The organism is Microbacterium sp. LWH12-1.2, assembly GCF_040675825.1.
GTDB lineage: Bacteria > Actinomycetota > Actinomycetes > Actinomycetales > Microbacteriaceae > Microbacterium.
Window position 1 is genome coordinate 3,244,166 of sequence record NZ_JBEGIJ010000001.1, and the last position, 14,823, is coordinate 3,258,988.

General features: G+C 68.7%; 14 protein-coding genes. 11 read left to right on the forward strand and 3 right to left on the reverse strand.

Annotation, left to right across the window (positions count from 1 at the left end; translation table 11 throughout):
• Window positions 1-7: 7 nt before the first annotated feature.
• The 7 genes from MRBLWH12_RS15525 to MRBLWH12_RS15555 all read left to right on the forward strand — a co-directional run bounded on the left by MRBLWH12_RS15525 (window position 8) and on the right by MRBLWH12_RS15555 (window position 7,544).
• Window positions 8-1,024 (forward strand): ABC transporter permease, encoded by a 1,017-nt coding sequence (locus tag MRBLWH12_RS15525; protein ID WP_363550551.1) that lies wholly within the window; start codon window positions 8-10, stop codon window positions 1,022-1,024.
• Window positions 1,021-1,899, forward strand: coding sequence for an ABC transporter permease (locus MRBLWH12_RS15530; protein ID WP_341976349.1), 879 nt, complete (start codon window positions 1,021-1,023; stop codon window positions 1,897-1,899). The genes MRBLWH12_RS15525 and MRBLWH12_RS15530 overlap by 4 nt, the downstream gene beginning before the upstream one ends.
• Window positions 1,896-3,563 carry an ABC transporter ATP-binding protein gene (locus tag MRBLWH12_RS15535; protein ID WP_341976348.1) on the forward strand — a complete coding sequence of 556 codons (1,668 nt, stop codon included), beginning with the start codon at window positions 1,896-1,898 and terminating at the stop codon, window positions 3,561-3,563. The genes MRBLWH12_RS15530 and MRBLWH12_RS15535 overlap by 4 nt, the downstream gene beginning before the upstream one ends.
• Entirely contained in the window at window positions 3,560-4,531 is a 972-nt protein-coding gene (locus MRBLWH12_RS15540; RefSeq protein ID WP_363550553.1) for an ROK family protein, read from the forward strand. The genes MRBLWH12_RS15535 and MRBLWH12_RS15540 overlap by 4 nt, the downstream gene beginning before the upstream one ends.
• A gap of 159 nt (window positions 4,532-4,690) precedes the next feature.
• Window positions 4,691-6,208, forward strand: a complete 1,518-nt coding sequence (locus MRBLWH12_RS15545) for an SDR family NAD(P)-dependent oxidoreductase (protein WP_363550555.1) — start codon at window positions 4,691-4,693, stop codon at window positions 6,206-6,208.
• 74 nt (window positions 6,209-6,282) lie between these two features.
• The gene (locus tag MRBLWH12_RS15550; RefSeq protein WP_363550556.1) at window positions 6,283-6,726 is read left to right on the forward strand and encodes a GyrI-like domain-containing protein; all 444 of its coding nucleotides are present in this window, start codon (window positions 6,283-6,285) and stop codon (window positions 6,724-6,726) included.
• The gene (locus tag MRBLWH12_RS15555) at window positions 6,723-7,544 is read left to right on the forward strand and encodes an AraC family transcriptional regulator (protein ID WP_363550558.1); all 822 of its coding nucleotides are present in this window, start codon (window positions 6,723-6,725) and stop codon (window positions 7,542-7,544) included. Before MRBLWH12_RS15550 ends, MRBLWH12_RS15555 begins: the two co-directional genes overlap by 4 nt.
• 115 nt (window positions 7,545-7,659) lie before the next feature.
• Here MRBLWH12_RS15555 and MRBLWH12_RS15560 read toward each other — a convergent pair whose 3' ends face one another.
• Complete coding sequence (locus MRBLWH12_RS15560; protein WP_363550559.1) at window positions 7,660-8,826, reverse strand: epoxide hydrolase family protein; 1,167 nt, start codon at window positions 8,824-8,826, stop codon at window positions 7,660-7,662.
• Between the two features lie 61 nt (window positions 8,827-8,887).
• On the opposite strand from MRBLWH12_RS15560, the gene MRBLWH12_RS15565 reads away from it, so the two are divergent.
• Window positions 8,888-9,850, forward strand: a complete 963-nt coding sequence (locus MRBLWH12_RS15565) for a helix-turn-helix transcriptional regulator (protein WP_363550561.1) — start codon at window positions 8,888-8,890, stop codon at window positions 9,848-9,850.
• A gap of 145 nt (window positions 9,851-9,995) precedes the next feature.
• Here MRBLWH12_RS15565 and MRBLWH12_RS15570 read toward each other — a convergent pair whose 3' ends face one another.
• A complete protein-coding gene (locus MRBLWH12_RS15570) occupies window positions 9,996-11,081 on the reverse strand; it encodes a sensor histidine kinase (RefSeq protein WP_363550563.1) in 1,086 nt (361 codons plus the stop codon).
• A gap of 10 nt (window positions 11,082-11,091) precedes the next feature.
• A complete protein-coding gene (locus tag MRBLWH12_RS15575; protein WP_341976340.1) occupies window positions 11,092-11,784 on the reverse strand; it encodes a response regulator transcription factor in 693 nt (230 codons plus the stop codon).
• An 88-nt stretch (window positions 11,785-11,872) separates the two neighbouring features.
• Here MRBLWH12_RS15575 and MRBLWH12_RS15580 point away from each other — a divergent pair, with 88 nt between their 5' ends.
• From MRBLWH12_RS15580 to MRBLWH12_RS15590, 3 genes are read left to right on the forward strand one after another with little or no spacing between them, the layout of a single operon-like run.
• Window positions 11,873-12,520: a M15 family metallopeptidase gene (locus MRBLWH12_RS15580; RefSeq protein WP_363550565.1), complete on the forward strand. Its 648-nt coding sequence runs from the start codon at window positions 11,873-11,875 to the stop codon at window positions 12,518-12,520.
• Between the two features lie 23 nt (window positions 12,521-12,543).
• Complete coding sequence (alr, locus tag MRBLWH12_RS15585; RefSeq protein ID WP_363550567.1) at window positions 12,544-13,665, forward strand: alanine racemase; 1,122 nt, start codon at window positions 12,544-12,546, stop codon at window positions 13,663-13,665.
• Window positions 13,662-14,639, forward strand: coding sequence for a D-alanine--D-alanine ligase family protein (locus MRBLWH12_RS15590; RefSeq protein ID WP_363550568.1), 978 nt, complete (start codon window positions 13,662-13,664; stop codon window positions 14,637-14,639). Before alr ends, MRBLWH12_RS15590 begins: the two co-directional genes overlap by 4 nt.
• Window positions 14,640-14,823 lie beyond the last annotated feature (184 nt).

Sequence of the window (14,823 nt, forward strand, 5' to 3'; positions counted from 1 at the left end):
AGGTGACATGAGCGTGGTGGAAGCAGCGCAGAGCGCGCAGAAGAAGGAGAGGGCCGGCGGCTCTCGGTTCTGGTGGTACCTGTTGCGACGGGTCGGCCAGGGCGGGATCGTCATCCTCATCGTGACGCTGATCGTGTTCGCGCTGCTCCACCTCGCCATGCCGCAAGGGCCTGCGGCCGGCATCCTCGGGATGCAGGCGTCGCAGGAGCAGATCGACGCGTTCAACCGTGAGAACGGGTTCGACCTGCCGCTCTGGCAGCAGTACTTCAACTTCCTCGGGCAGCTGGTCCAGGGCGATCTCGGCGATTCGTTCAAGCTCAATCGGCCGGTGGCGGATGCCATCGGCCAGCGGCTCCCGAAGACGCTGATCCTCGCCCTCATCTCGATGCTGGTCGCGCTCATCGTCGCGATCCCGATGGGCATCTTCCAGGCGGTTCGCCGCGGCAAGACCGCGGACTACGTGCTGACGACCTGGAACTTCATCGTCTACTCGACGCCGTCGTTCTTCCTCGGGCTGATCCTCGTGATCGTGTTCGCGCAGTGGCTGCGGCTCGTGCCCGCGCAGGCACCGCAGGGAGAGACCGTCGGCGACGTGCTGGCGAATCCGGCCGGTCTGGTGCTTCCAGTGCTCACCGCCGCGCTCGGCATCATCGCCACGTTCTCGCGATACATGCGATCGGCCACGATCGACAACCTCTCCGAAGACTACGTCCGCACGGCGCGGGCGAAGGGCACCTCGGTGCGCGTCGTGATCACCCGTCACGTCGTGCGCAACTCCCTGACGCCGGTGATCGCGATGCTGGGCTATTACCTGCCCGTGATGTTCGGCGGCATGATCGTCGTCGAGTCGCTCTTCAACTACCCCGGCATGGGTCTGCTGTTCTGGACATCGGCCCAGACATCCGACTACCCCGTCCTGCTCGGCTGCATCCTGGTCATCGCGCTCGCGACCGTCATCGGCTCGCTGCTCGCCGACATCATCCAGGCGCTGCTCGACCCGCGCACCCGTGAGGAGCTCTCGTGAGCACGACGACCATCCTGACCCGCACGTTGACCCCGCGTCAGCGCGGCATGCGGCGCTTCCTGCAGAACAAGCTCGCGGTCTTCGGCATCGTGACCATCGTGCTGTTCCTGCTCTTCTGCTTCCTGGGCCCGCTCGTGCACCCGACCGATCAGATCCACACGGACCTGCGCAGCACGATGCTTCCCCCAGGAACGGCCGGTCACCCGCTGGGCACCGACGACGTCGGCTACGACGTGCTCGGTCGCCTGATGATGGGCGGGCAGGTATCGATCCTCATCGGTCTCGCCGCCGGTGTGCTCGCCACGGTCATCGGAACGCTGTGGGGAGCCATCGCCGGATACGTCGGCGGTGCGGTCGACACCGTGATGATGCGCGTCGTCGACGCCGGCATCGCGATCCCGGCGACATTCCTGCTGCTCATCCTCTCCGCGATCCTGCGACCGAGCGTGCCGCTGATGATCTGCGTCATCGGACTCGTCTCCTGGCTCGTGCCTGCGCGTCTCGTGCGTGCAGAGTCGATCTCGCTGAAGTCGCGGGAGTACGTGCTGGCTCTGCGCGCGATGGGCGGCACCCACCCCCGCGCGGTTCTCAAGCACATCGTGCCGAACACGGTCGGCACGATCGTCGTCAATGCGACGTTCCAGGTCGCCGACGCCATCCTGCTCGTCGCGTACATCTCGTTCCTCGGCATGGGCCTGCAGAAGCCGGCCACCGACTGGGGTGCCATGCTCACCAGCGGCATCACGTACACCTACGCCGGCGCATGGTGGCTGATCTTCCCCGCCGGTTTCTGCATCGTCCTCACCGTGTGCGCGTTCAACAGCATCGGTGACGGGCTCCGTGACTTCTTCGACGTGAAGGGGCGTGCCGCATGAGCGACGCACTGCTGTCGATCACCGACCTCGAGGTCACCTTCCGCACCGAGGACGGTCCCGTCCAGGCCGTGAAGGGGATCGATCTCGAGGTTCATCCGGGCGAGGTCCTCGCTCTCGTCGGCGAGTCGGGTTCCGGCAAGTCGGTCACGGCCATGGCTGTGCTGAAGCTGCTGCCGCGCTCGGCCACCGTCACCGGTTCGATCCGTCTCGGCGGGCGCGAACTGCTGCCTCTCGGCGAGTCCGAGATGAACGCCGTGCGCGGCGCCGAGATCTCGATGGTGTTCCAGGAGCCGATGACCGCGCTGAATCCCAGCATGCGGATCGGTGACCAGATCACCGAGGCGATCCTCAACCACAGTCCCGTCTCGAAGGCCGCCGCGTGGGAGAGCGCCGTCGAGCTCCTGCAGCGGGTCGGAATCCCCGAGCCGGTCCGTCGGGCCAAGAGCTACCCGCATGAGCTGTCTGGGGGACAGCGTCAGCGCGTCGTCATCGCGATCGCCCTCGCGTGCGAGCCCCAGTTGATCATCGCCGACGAACCGACGACCGCGCTCGACGTCACCGTGCAGGCCGAGATCCTCGACCTCATCCGGCGCCTCGCGGCGGAATCGGGAACGGCGTTCCTCCTCGTCACGCACAACATGGGCGTCGTCGCCGACATCGCCGATCGCGTCGCCGTGATGTTCCGCGGCACGATGGTCGAGGTGGGCGACACCCGCACTGTCCTCACTGCACCGCGCGAGGAGTACACGAAGAAACTGCTGAGCGCCGTGCCGTCGCTTCCCGATCTCGCCTCCGTCGTCGAGCGGAGCGTCGAAGTCCCCCAGACGGCGGCCGTGCTCGAGCTGGTCGACGCGAGCGTGACGTATCGCCGCGCGGGACGCCCGTTCCTCGCGCTCGACGGCGTGAGCCTGCGCATCCAACCGGGAGAGATCCTCGGTCTCGTCGGTGAATCCGGGTCCGGGAAATCGACGCTCGGACGCGCTGCCCTCGGCCTGCTGCCGCTGTCCGGTGGCGAGATCACGCTGTTCGGCGAGAAGGTCGGCCGCGGCGGAGCATCGCGTCGCCGCGAGCGCGAGCTCCGCGGACGCGTCGGAGCGATCTTCCAGGACCCCGGTTCGAGCCTGGACCCGCGGATGACCGTCGGCGAAGCGATCGCGGAGCCGATGCTGGTGCAGCGACGGAAGTTCCCCACGACGGCTGCGCAGCGCCGAATCAGAGTGGCCGAGCTGCTCGACGCGGTCGAGCTGCCGACAAACTACGCGACCCGGTACCCGCATGAACTCTCCGGCGGCCAGCGTCAGCGCATCGGCCTCGCCAGGGCGATCGCGCTGGAGCCGGAACTCATCATCGCCGACGAGCCGACCTCCGCTCTCGATGTCTCCGTGCAGGCGGCGGTGCTCGAGGTCCTGCGCACGCTGCAGGAGAAGATGCACTTCGCCTGCCTCTTCATCAGCCATGACCTCGCCGTCGTGCACGAGATCTCCGATCGCGTCGCCGTGATGCTGAAGGGAGAGATCGTCGAGACGGGCTCTGCCGACGACGTGCTCCTCGCGCCGCAGCATCCGTACAGTCGTCGACTGCTGGCATCCGTCCCCGTTCCCGACCCGGACAAACAGGCGCTCCGGCGGGAGGCCCGGGCCGCAGCCCGGGCGATGGCGTCGTGATCGGCGCTGCCACCGACGCGACAAAGGGCCCGGAGGGACGAACGGCTGCCGAGCACGGCGGGTCCGCCGTGCTCGGCATCGACGTCGGCGGATCGAGCGTCAAGCATCTGCTCGCCAGGGCGGATGCTTCGATCGCCGAGCCTCCCGTACCGCTGGCCCGTGGACGGAACGCGACGCCGAAGCGGGCGCCGGTGGACGGGCTCGCCGCGATCGCCGAGGCGGTGCGAGGCGAACGGACGCTGACCCGGCTCGTCCTCTCGATCCCGGGGATCGTCGACGAACGCAACGGCGTCGTCGTGCGGTCCACGAACATCCCCGCCCTCGACGGGTGCGCCCTCGGCGAGCGGCTCGGAGCAGAACTCGGAATCCCGGTGGATGTCATCAACGACGGCCACGCCGCCGCCATCGCCGAAGCGTCGTGGGGCGCGGGCAAGGGCGTCGAGGACATCTTCGTGCTCGCGCTCGGCACCGGTATCGCCGGTGCGCACGTGGTCGACGGCCGGGTCGTGCCCGGCGCTCACGGGTCAGCCGGCGAACTCGGGCACATCACGATCGACCCGGCCGGAAGCATGTGCTCGTGCGGAAGGCTCGGCTGCCTGGAGACGATCATCGGTGCTCCGGCGCTGCATACCGCCTGGACGGCAGCCGGCGGCTCGGGCGGAACGGAGTCGCTCTTCACCGCGTTCAGTGCGGGCGACACGGCCGCGACGACGATCGTGCAGCATGCCTCGTCGGCGCTCGCCGAGGCGATCCTCACGCTGTGCGCTCTCGTGGACCCGGGAGGCATCGTCATCGGCGGCGGTCTCGCTCAGGCGCCGCACCACCTGGTCACGCTCGCGGAACGCTACGTCGCGGAGCGCGCGACGTTCCATCGCGTGCCGCCGATCATCCCGGCATCCCTCGGGGAATGGGCCGGCGCGAACGGGACCGTCCTCACCGCGCTTCGTCGGCAGCGCGCGCTGGGCTGAGCGGCCTGCTGCGCGCTGCGCGTTCTTCGCAGATCTGCACGTTCTTCGGACGAATTCGGCCACATCGTGCGAAGAAGCTGCTGATCTCCGAGATCCGCGCTGGCAGGCGGCGCTCTCGGACGGACCGAACGCCCAGCTCAGTCGCGTAAAATCGGCACAATGACCGACGCCCCGACTGCTCCCGCTGACGACGGCGCCGGCATCGACCCCGAAGACCTCGCCACCGCGTTGCGCGTCCTCACGCAGATGGACCAGCTCGACGAGGAGCATCCGGACTTCGTCACCATGCGCCGCGCGACGGCCGCGATGTTCAAGGCCGTCAAGCGCGTCCGGCGCAAGCAGATCCGGGATGCCATCGCCGAGGCCGACAAGGCGGTGGTCGCACGCACCGCGACCGGCGCTCCGGACCGCATCGACGACGAGACGCGCGGCAACGACCTCGCGACCAGTGTCATCGACGCACCGATCGCCGGCGAGCTGCTGAAGCCCCGCAACTGCTACATCTGCAAGCAGCCGTACACGCTCGTCGACGCCTTCTATCACCAGCTGTGCCCCGATTGTGCGCGCTTCAGCCACGGCAAGCGCAACGCCCACGCCGACCTGACAGGCAAGCGCGCGCTGCTCACCGGCGGCCGCGCGAAGATCGGCATGCACATCGCGCTGCGGCTGCTCCGCGACGGCGCGCACACCACGATCACGACGCGCTTCCCCCGCGACGCCGTTCGCCGCTTCTCGGCCCTGCCCGATTCGGGCGAGTGGCTGCACCGCCTGCGCGTCGTGGGCATCGACCTGCGCGATCCCGCTCAGGTGATCGGCCTGGCCGACTCCGTCGCCGCCCAGGGGCCGCTCGACATCCTCATCAACAACGCGGCGCAGACCGTGCGGCGCTCGCCGGGTTCGTACTCGCTGCTGGCGGATGCCGAGCTGCAGCCGCTTCCCGACGGTCCCCTGCCCGAGATGGAGACCTTCGGGCACACGAACGATCAGCATCCTCAGGCGCTGCAGGCGTCCGTCGATGCGCATCCGCTGCTGTCTGTCGCCGCCCTCGGCGGCACCGTCGCCGAGCAGGGCGGCCAGTCGCTCACCGCCGAGGACCTCGCGCGGCTCGCGATGGCTCCTGGGTCGTCGTCGCTGGCGAAGCACGCGGACGGCACGGCGATCGACGCAGGCGGACTCGTTCCCGACGTGAACCGCGTGAACAGCTGGGTGCAGTCGATCGACCAGGTCGATCCGCTCGAGATGCTCGAGGTGCAGCTCTGCAACACCACGGCGCCGTTCCTGCTGATCAGCCGACTGCGGCCCTCGATGGCAGCATCCGCTTCGCACCGGAAGTACGTCGTCAACGTCTCGGCGATGGAGGGGCAGTTCTCGCGCCGCTACAAGGGCCCGGGGCATCCGCACACGAACATGGCGAAGGCCGCGCTGAACATGCTCACCCGCACCAGTGCCGGCGAGATGCTCGAGACCGACGGCATCCTGATGACCGCCGTCGACACCGGCTGGATCACCGACGAGCGCCCGCACTACACGAAGGTCCGCCTCGCCGAAGAGGGTTTCCACGCCCCGCTCGATCTCGTCGACGGCGCGGCCCGGGTGTACGACCCGATCGTGCGCGGCGAGGCCGGCGAAGACATCCACGGCGTGTTCCTGAAGGACTACGAGCCCAGTCCCTGGTGAGTGTCGCTGCTTCGGGCGCGATTTGTCGGCGAACACCGCAAGAATCGTCAAACCGGGGCGGGCAGGCTGAAGCCATGACAATCACACAGGAGCAGTTCACCGTCGTCGGCCTTCCCCTGCGCACGAACAACCGGGAGGCTGCGGCGACGATCCCGCCGCACTGGGCGGCATTCGTGCAGGCGGATGTCGCGGGCAGGACGGATGCCGGAGGAGACGTTTACGCCGTGTACGCCGATCACGAGAATGCGGGTGTCGACAACCTCGGGGACTACACGCTCATCATCGGCCACCGTGTCGCCGATGGGGCCGCCGTTCCGGAGGGGTTGGCCTCCGTGGTCGTGCCGCGATCCGAGCGCGAGGTCGTCGAACTGGAAGCAGGCCGCCCCGACCTCGTCGGCGAGGCATGGCAACGGATCTGGGCACGAGAAGGCCTCGATCTCAGCTATCTCGCCGACTTCGAGCGGTACGCGGCGGATGGCGGCATCGAGATCTCGCTGGGTCTACGCTCGGCATCGTGAGAGCCGCGCAGTACCACCAGCAACTCGATGAGGTGACTGCGTACATCTACGAGCATCTCGATGACGATCTGGACCTCGGGATCCTCGCGGAGGTGGCGAGGTTCTCGCCGTATCACTGGCATCGCGTCTACCGTGCGGTGCGTGGAGAGACCGCGGCTCAAGCCGTGCAGCGGCTTCGGCTCGAACGCGCAGCCTCGATGCTGGTCGAGACGGACCTGTCGATCCCGCGGATCGCACGTCGGGCCGGCTTCTCCGGGGTGGAGACGTTCACTCGTGCTCTGTCGCGCGGCTACGGCATGCCGCCCGGCCGCTTTCGCGAAGACGGTGCGCATGCGGTCTTTCGAACCGCCCAGCCGGAGCGCCTCGATGCGCATCCGGTGGAGATCCGCGAGACGGAGGAGTTCGTTCTCGCCGTCTCCCCGCATCGAGGGGCGTACATCGACATCGGCCAGGCGTTCGCGCGCGTGCGGGATCGGATGGGTGACGGTCGACGGATGATCGCGATCTACGAGGATGATCCCGAGGCCGTTCCCGTCTCCGCACTGCGTTCGGCGGCGGGAGTCGTCCTCACCGAGGATGCCGCAGTTCCGGCGCCCCTGGAACGAAGGACGATCCCGGCCGGGCGCCACGCGGTCATGCGCTATGTCGGGCCGTACGCGTCGATGCACCGGGCCTACCTCTGGCTGTACGGTCAGTGGCTGCCCGCATCCGGCGAAGAGCCTCGGGATCATCCGGTGTTCGAGGCGTACCTCACCGACCCGGCGGTCACCGCGCCGAATGACTCGGTCACCGAGATCCTGCTCCCGCTGGTCGGCTGATCATCTCGTGCCACTTGTCGGACCATGTTGCAGTTGTCGGACCGATCTCGAGGAATCGTCCTGCAGGTGCAACGTGGTCCGACAAGTGGCGCAGATCACTGTGTCGGCGAGAGACTCAGCGGAGTTCGCGAATGAACGCCCGCACGTCGGACACGAGCATCTCGGGCTCCTCGAGAGCGGCGAAGTGTCCGCCGCGCCCTTCGACGTCGGTCCAGCGGACGATGTTGTTCGTCTTCTCCTCGGCGAAGCGCAGACCGACGTCGTGCGCGAAGACGATGACGGCGGTGGGGACACCCGAGCTCTCGGGCTGCGCGCCCCACTCGGCATCCTGCGCATAGGCGACATAGGCGGACGTGCCGCCTGAGGATGTGAACCAGTACAGCGAGGCGTTCTCGAACAGGAAGCGCTCGCCGACGATCTCGGCCGCGGGCTTCTCGGCCGGATGCGTCCACTCCTGGAACTTGTCGAGGATCCAGGCGAACTGCGCGACCGGACTGTCTGCGAGCATCGCGCCGATCAGGCCAGGGCGCGTCGACTGGATCGCGATGTAGCCGAACTCCTTCTGCATGAACTCCGAGACCCGGCGCAGGCGGTCGTGTTCCACGGGCTTCAGCGATGCAGCGGTCTCCTCGTCGAGTTCGCCCAGGAACGTTCCGAGCGAGCCGTTCGCGTGCACCCCGATCACCCGTTCCGGAGCGAGGCGCGCCATCTCCGGAGCGACACCCGCGCCCACGTCGCCGCCCTGCACCACGAAGCGCTCGTATCCGAGTCTGGTCATCAGCTCGAGCATCACGACGGCGATGTCGCCGCGCCCCCAGTCCGTGCCGACCAGGGGCATCGAGAACCCGAACCCCGGATGCGAGGGGATGACGATGTCGAAGGCGTCGGAGGCGTCTCCGCCATGGGCGACCGGATCGGTGAGCGGGCCGATGAGTCCTTCGAACTCCAGGAAGGATCCCGGCCAGCCGTGCATCAGCAGCAGGGGTGTCGCATCGGGGTGCGGGGAGCGCACGTGTACGGCGTGGATGTTCTGGCCGTCGATGTTCGTGATGATCTGCGGCAGCGCGTTCAGCCGCTCCTCGGTCGCGCGCCAGTCGTGCTGCGCCCATCGAGTCACGAGGTCACGCAGTTCGGCGGAGGGGATGCCGGTGCTCCGGTCATCCACCGGGAGCGGGTCGGCGAAGCGCGCGTTCTGCAGCCGCGAGCGGAGGTCGTCGACCCCCGTCTCGGGGATCTCGATGCGGAAGGGGCGGATGCGGCTGTCGGTCTGGTTCGTGTTCATATCTTCAGGCTCTCGCCATAACCGGCCATAATATGTCCTGATAACGAAAGAGACTCGGAGCATGACACGGACGACCGGACGCACTCTCGAACTGCTCTCGCTTCTGCAGGCACGACGGGAATGGAGCGGGGCGGAACTGCGCGACCGCCTCGAAGTGAGCGGGCGCACCCTCCGGCGCGACATCGACGATCTGCGTGAACTCGGCTACGGGATCGAGGCGACCCGAGGGCGTCACGGCGGCTACCGGCTCGGCGCCGGAGCGGCTGTCCCTCCACTGACCCTCTCCGCTGACGAGTCCGTCGCGATCGCCGTCGGGCTGCGCGCCGCCGCGACCAGCGTCGTCACCGGCATCGAAGACGCCTCGGCGCGCGCACTGGCGAAGCTGGAGCAATCGCTGTCGCCGGCGACCCGCCGCCAGATCATCGACGTCGAGCGGGCGATGGTGTCACTGTCGTCGCGCCGTGACGACGTCGACCTCGACGTGGTCACGACCGTCGCATCCGCGATCGCCGAGCGACGGCGGATGCAGATCGACTACACGCGCCACGACGGCGTCGAGGTGCGGCGAGCGGTCGAACCGCACCGCATCGTGCACACGGCGGAGCGTTGGTACCTCGTCGCCTGGGATCCGGAGCGCGAAGGCTGGCGCACCCTGCGGGTCGATCGGATGCGGCATCCGCTCATCCTGCGCGACGAGTTCCCGGAGCGTGACATCCCCGACGACGCCCTCCGTCAGTTCACGACGCGGAGCATCACCACCGCGCCCTATCCGTACCGCGCCCGACTGCGGATGCACGCACCGGCCGCTGTCGTCTCCCGCCACTTCGATGTCACGGTCGCCGAGGTCGTCGACGAGGGCGGCGGCACCAGCATCCTCACCGCCGGCTCGCGCTCACCCGAGGAGTTCGCCTTGTACCTCGGGATGTCCGGGATCGAGTTCGAGCTACTGGAGGGGGAGGACGTCCGACGGGCTCTCGTCGACATGGCGGCGAGGTTCACCAGGGCTGCCGGGGTGGCCGAGTAGATCACGAGGCTCGATCGGATGCCACTTGTCGGACCATGTTGCAGATGTCGGACCGATCCCGACGGATCGTCCTGCAGATGCAACTTCGTCCGACAGGTGGCACACGCGAGACCACGAAAAGGACCCGAACGCGGAGGCCGGAAGGTCAGACCAGGGGCCCGGGATACGGATGCGGCAGCCACACCGTCACGTTCAACCCGCCGCCGACGCGGGGAGTGAGGTGCAGGGAGCCGTCGTGAGCCTCGGTGATCCGTTGCGCGATGGCGAGGCCCAGCCCGATGCCGGCATGATCGTCGCCACGGGTGCGCGAGGCGCCGCGCTGGAACGGCTCGGCGAGGATCGCGACCAGGTGCGGCGGAAGCACGGCTCCGGTGTTCTCCACGACGAGCGCGATCGCCTCGGGGCGCGCATAGGTGCGCACCGTCACGGTGCCGCCCTCGGCAAGGTTGTGCACGATGGCGTTGTGCACGAGGTTCGTGACCAGCTGCTGCAGGAGCGCCGGCGATCCGAGGGTGCGGGCGGCGTCGCCGCCGACGTCCAGGGAGACACGGCGCCGATCGGCGAGCGGGGCCAGCGTCTCGACCGCCTCTTCGGAGGAGAGCGAGAGATCGACGACCTCACGGACGAATGCGCGACCGTCGGCACGGCTCAGCAGCAGCAACGCCTCGGTCAGATCGATCGCCCTGGTGTTGACCTCCTGCAGGCGATCGATGAGAGCATCCACATCGCGACCCGGATCAGACCGAGCGACCTCCAGCAGGGCCTGGGAGATCGCGAGCGGGGTTCGGAGTTCGTGCGAGGCGTTCGCGGCGAAGCGCTGCTGTTCTGCGACATGCGCCTCGAGCTGCTCGAGCATCGAGTCGAACACGTCGGCCAGGTCGCGGAACTCGTCACGCGGGCCGGGGAGCGCGATCCGGTGCGAGAGCGATCCCTGTGCGGCCAGCGTCGCAGCATCGCCGATGCGGGCGAGGGGAGCGAGCATGCGTCCCGCGAGGATCCAGCCGCCCACGAACCCGCACACGACCAGGAGGAGCATCACCTTAACCGCCACAGGCGCGAAGGCACGCAGCAGATCGGAGCGGTTGGGGATGAATTCACCGGGGAGCATCTGCGGAATCTGCACATCAGGCACGTATCGCAGCAGGAACAGCCCCACGGCAGTGAGGAGAGCGGCTCCGGCCAGCACGACGACGAGCGCGTAGCTCAGCGTGAGCTTCATCCGGGCGCTCATCCCCCGACGCCTAGGCACCGGCATCCGCCCCTTCGGCATCCGCTTCCGTCTCGATCCGGTAGCCCACCCCGGGAACCGTGAGGATCAGCCAGGGCTCGCCCAGCCGCTTGCGCAGCGACGACACCGTGATCCGCACGGCGTTCGTGAACGGGTCGGCATTCTCGTCCCATGCGCGTTCGAGCAGCTCCTCGGCGCTGACGACACCGCCGGCCGCATCGACGAGCACCTCGAGCACGGCGAACTGCTTGCGGGTCAGCGCGACATAGCGGCCGTCTCGAAAGACCTCGCGCCGGAACGGATCCAGGCGGAGCCCCGCGATCTCGTGCACGGGTGGCCGCGTACGCACGCGCCGACGGTCGAGAGCACGCAGCCGCAGCACGAGCTCGCGCATCTCGAAGGGCTTGGTGAGGTAGTCGTCGGCGCCCAGCTCGAACCCCGTCGCCTTATCGTCGAGACGGTCGGCGGCCGTGAGCATCAGGATGGGGATGCCGCTGCCCGACGCCACGATCCACTGCGCCACCTCATCGCCGGAGGGGCCGGGGATGTCGCGGTCGAGCACGGCGATGTCATACGCGTTGATGCTCAATTGCTCGAGGGCGGTGTCGCCGTCGCCGGCGATGTCGGACGCGATCGCCTCGAGCCGCAGACCGTCGCGGATGGCCTCGGCGAGATAGAGCTCGTCCTCGACGATCAGCACACGCATGGCTCAGATCCTACGCACCCCGACATATCGCGAGCATATGCAAATGTGCATACGGCAGGGCAACACGCGGCCCCCTTGACTGGGGAACATGAACGACACCTCTGCTCCCCGCTTCCTCGGCCGGCGTCTCGCCGCGGCCGGCATCGCGATCGGCCTCGTCGCCGCTGGAGTGATCGTCACCCAGCAGGCGCTGGAGGCGGCATCCGCCAACACGCCGACTTCCACCGCGACGTCCGGCGATCCTGGTCATGCCCCCGCTGGCACCACCCTTGCCCCGAGCGAAGCCGACGGCGTGATCCGCGACGATGCTCGGCCCTCGGTGTTCGACGATCACCTTCCCGCGGTGAGCAAGCTCGATCCCGCACTCCTCGAGGCTCTGCGGCGTGCGGCGACGGATGCCGCTGTCGACGGCGTCGAGTTCGAGGTCAACGGCGGGTGGCGTTCGACGGCGCTGCAGGAGAAACTGCTGACGGATGCCGTCGCCGACTACGGCTCGATCGAAGAGGCGTCGCGCTGGGTGGCGCCGCCCACGGCATCGGCGCACGTGAGCGGCCAAGCGGTCGATCTGGGGCCGCTCACCGCGCTCGACTGGCTGATGCAGAACGGCGCGCAGTACGGCCTCTGCCAGATCTACGCCAATGAGTCCTGGCACTACGAACTGCGTCCGGAGGCGATCGACGACGGTTGCCCGGAGATGTACAGCGATGCCAGCGTCGACCCGCGGATGACCCGATGACGCTCTTCCGGTCTGCTGCCACGATGACCTCAGCAGGGCCGCACCTGCAGGGCCCCACGTTGCAGGTGCTGCCGGTCGCGGTTGCAGCCAATGTCCGCCGCGTGCAGGCGCGGACCGACGCGCGGATCATGGCCGTCGTGAAGGCCGACGGTTACGGGCACGGGGCGATCGCGGTGGCCCAGGCGGCGGTCGCGGCCGGCGCCGAGCAGCTCGGGGTCACCGATATCACCGAGGGGTCTGCGCTGAGGGCGGCAGGGCTGACCGTGCCGATCCTCGCCTGGCTGCATCCTTCCGGCATCGACGCCGCGCGCGCGGCCGCCGACCGGATCGACGTCGCGGTGGCCTCGGTCGACGAGCTGCGGCAGTTGATCGTGGATGCCGGGCCGCTGGGTGACCCCGCGATCCGTGTGCACCTGAACGTCGACACCGGGATGGCTCGCGGCGGATGCCCGAGTGAGCACTGGGAGGAGCTCTTCCGTCTGGCGCGTGCGGGCCACGGCCTCGGCAGGATCGACGTCGTGGCCCTCATGGGGCATCTGCCACTGGCCGACTACGCCGATCCCGCGCAGAACGCCGCCGCCGTCCTACGGATGGATGCCGCCGTCACCGCGGCACACCGCTCAGGACTCGGACGGCTGTTCGTCCATCTCGCCGCGACATCGGGGGCGCTGACCGATCGCGCGACGCATTTCGACATGGTCAGGATCGGTGCAGGACTCGTCGGCATCGATCCGTCCGGCACCATCGCCCTGAACGGCGCCTCGCGGCTGACCGCGCCGATCGTGCACACCGCCCGAGCGTCGAGGGGCACGCCCGTCGGCTACGGAGGGTTCCACGTCACCGACCGCGACACGCACCTGAGCGTCATCGGACTCGGCTACGCCGACGGCATCCCCCGCGGACTGTCGGCGAACGCCGCCGTCGAGATCGGCGGCCGGCGGCATCGCATCGTCGGCCACGTGTCGATGGACCAGATCGTGATCGACACCGGTGCCGAGGCCTTCCCGCACGGCACGGTCGCGACCGTGTTCGGCCCCGACGGGGGAGCCGTTCCGAGCATCCATGAATGGGCCGATTGGGCCGCAACCATCCCGCATACGATCGTCGCCGGCATCGGGCCGCGAGTGAAGAGGAGCACCACATGAGCACGAACGTCCTGGTCATCGGCGGGGGGCAGAACGCCGAGCACGAGGTCTCTCTGGCGTCCGCCGCTGCCGTCGGAAGCGCGCTGCGATCGGGCGGTTTCGCCGTCACCGCCGTGACGATCGCGCGGGACGGCACCTGGATCCAGGAGGGCATCGCGCTGGGCGCGGGTGCGGCGGGATCGCTCGCGGCTGCGGTGGCGCTGATCGACCGGGCCGACGTGGTGTTCCCCGCGGTGCACGGTGCACTCGGCGAGGACGGTGCGCTCGCCGCGCTGTGCGCTCTCGCGCACACGCCGGTGGTCGGGTCCGGGTCGGGTGCCGGGGCGATCGGCATGGACAAGTGGGTGACGAAGCTCGTGGCGGATGCGGTCGGCGTCCGCACCGCGCCGGGAATCGCCATCTCCGTCGACGAGATCGACGACCTCGAGTTCGATGAGGACGTGGTGGTCAAACCGGTCTCGGCCGGATCCAGCTACGGCGTGACACTGGTGCGCGACGCCGCGCAGCTGCGTTCGGCGCTGCGCACCGCGGCGGAGTACGACCGCCGCATCCTCGTCGAGCGGGTGATGCGCGGCCGCGAGATCGACGTGGCCGTGATGCGCGATGCGGACGGGACCGTCTGGGCGCCGCCGCCGCTGGAGATCCACGCCGAGGGCCTGTTCGACACCGCGGCGAAGTACGACGGCTCTGCACGTTTCACGGTGCCGGCGGAGCTGAGCGACGCGGATCGGCGCGCTCTGACGGAGGCTGCGCTGACCATGTTCGACGCGCTCGGGTGCTCGGGCGTCGCCCGGATGGACTTCTTCCTCACCGAAGACGGGCCGGTGCTGAACGAGGTCAACACCATGCCGGGCATGACCGCGGCGTCGCAGGTCCCGCGGATGTTCCAGGCTGCGGGGGTCGCCTATCCCGAGCTCGTCGCGCGCCTGGTGCACAGTGCCATGGTGCCGGCACTCGCCCCCGTCGTCCGCTGAGCGAGCTCGCCCCGGTCGTTGAGCGAGGGAGCGCAGCGACCGAGACGAAACGCGTTGTTCTGACGTGGGCGGTCAGATCGACCCGTTTCGTCTCGCGGGGACCCACGCAACGACCGGGAGGGCACTGAAACATGACGCTCGGTTTCGCGCCGGAACTTCTCACTATGTAGGGTAGGCATACCTA

Excerpts from the sequence above, each read along its gene's own strand:
- MRBLWH12_RS15525 (WP_363550551.1), top strand. The coding sequence starts at position 8 with ATGAGCGTGGTGGAAGCAGCGCAGAGCGCGCAGAAGAAGGAGAGGGCC.
- MRBLWH12_RS15535 (WP_341976348.1), top strand. The coding sequence starts at position 1,896 with ATGAGCGACGCACTGCTGTCGATCACCGACCTCGAGGTCACCTTCCGC.
- MRBLWH12_RS15545 (WP_363550555.1), top strand. The coding sequence starts at position 4,691 with ATGACCGACGCCCCGACTGCTCCCGCTGACGACGGCGCCGGCATCGAC.
- MRBLWH12_RS15550 (WP_363550556.1), top strand. The coding sequence starts at position 6,283 with ATGACAATCACACAGGAGCAGTTCACCGTCGTCGGCCTTCCCCTGCGC.
- MRBLWH12_RS15560 (WP_363550559.1), bottom strand. The coding sequence starts at position 8,826 with ATGAACACGAACCAGACCGACAGCCGCATCCGCCCCTTCCGCATCGAG.
- MRBLWH12_RS15565 (WP_363550561.1), top strand. The coding sequence starts at position 8,888 with ATGACACGGACGACCGGACGCACTCTCGAACTGCTCTCGCTTCTGCAG.
- MRBLWH12_RS15570 (WP_363550563.1), bottom strand. The coding sequence starts at position 11,081 with ATGAGCGCCCGGATGAAGCTCACGCTGAGCTACGCGCTCGTCGTCGTG.
- MRBLWH12_RS15575 (WP_341976340.1), bottom strand. The coding sequence starts at position 11,784 with ATGCGTGTGCTGATCGTCGAGGACGAGCTCTATCTCGCCGAGGCCATC.
- MRBLWH12_RS15580 (WP_363550565.1), top strand. The coding sequence starts at position 11,873 with ATGAACGACACCTCTGCTCCCCGCTTCCTCGGCCGGCGTCTCGCCGCG.
- alr (WP_363550567.1), top strand. The coding sequence starts at position 12,544 with ATGACCTCAGCAGGGCCGCACCTGCAGGGCCCCACGTTGCAGGTGCTG.
- MRBLWH12_RS15590 (WP_363550568.1), top strand. The coding sequence starts at position 13,662 with ATGAGCACGAACGTCCTGGTCATCGGCGGGGGGCAGAACGCCGAGCAC.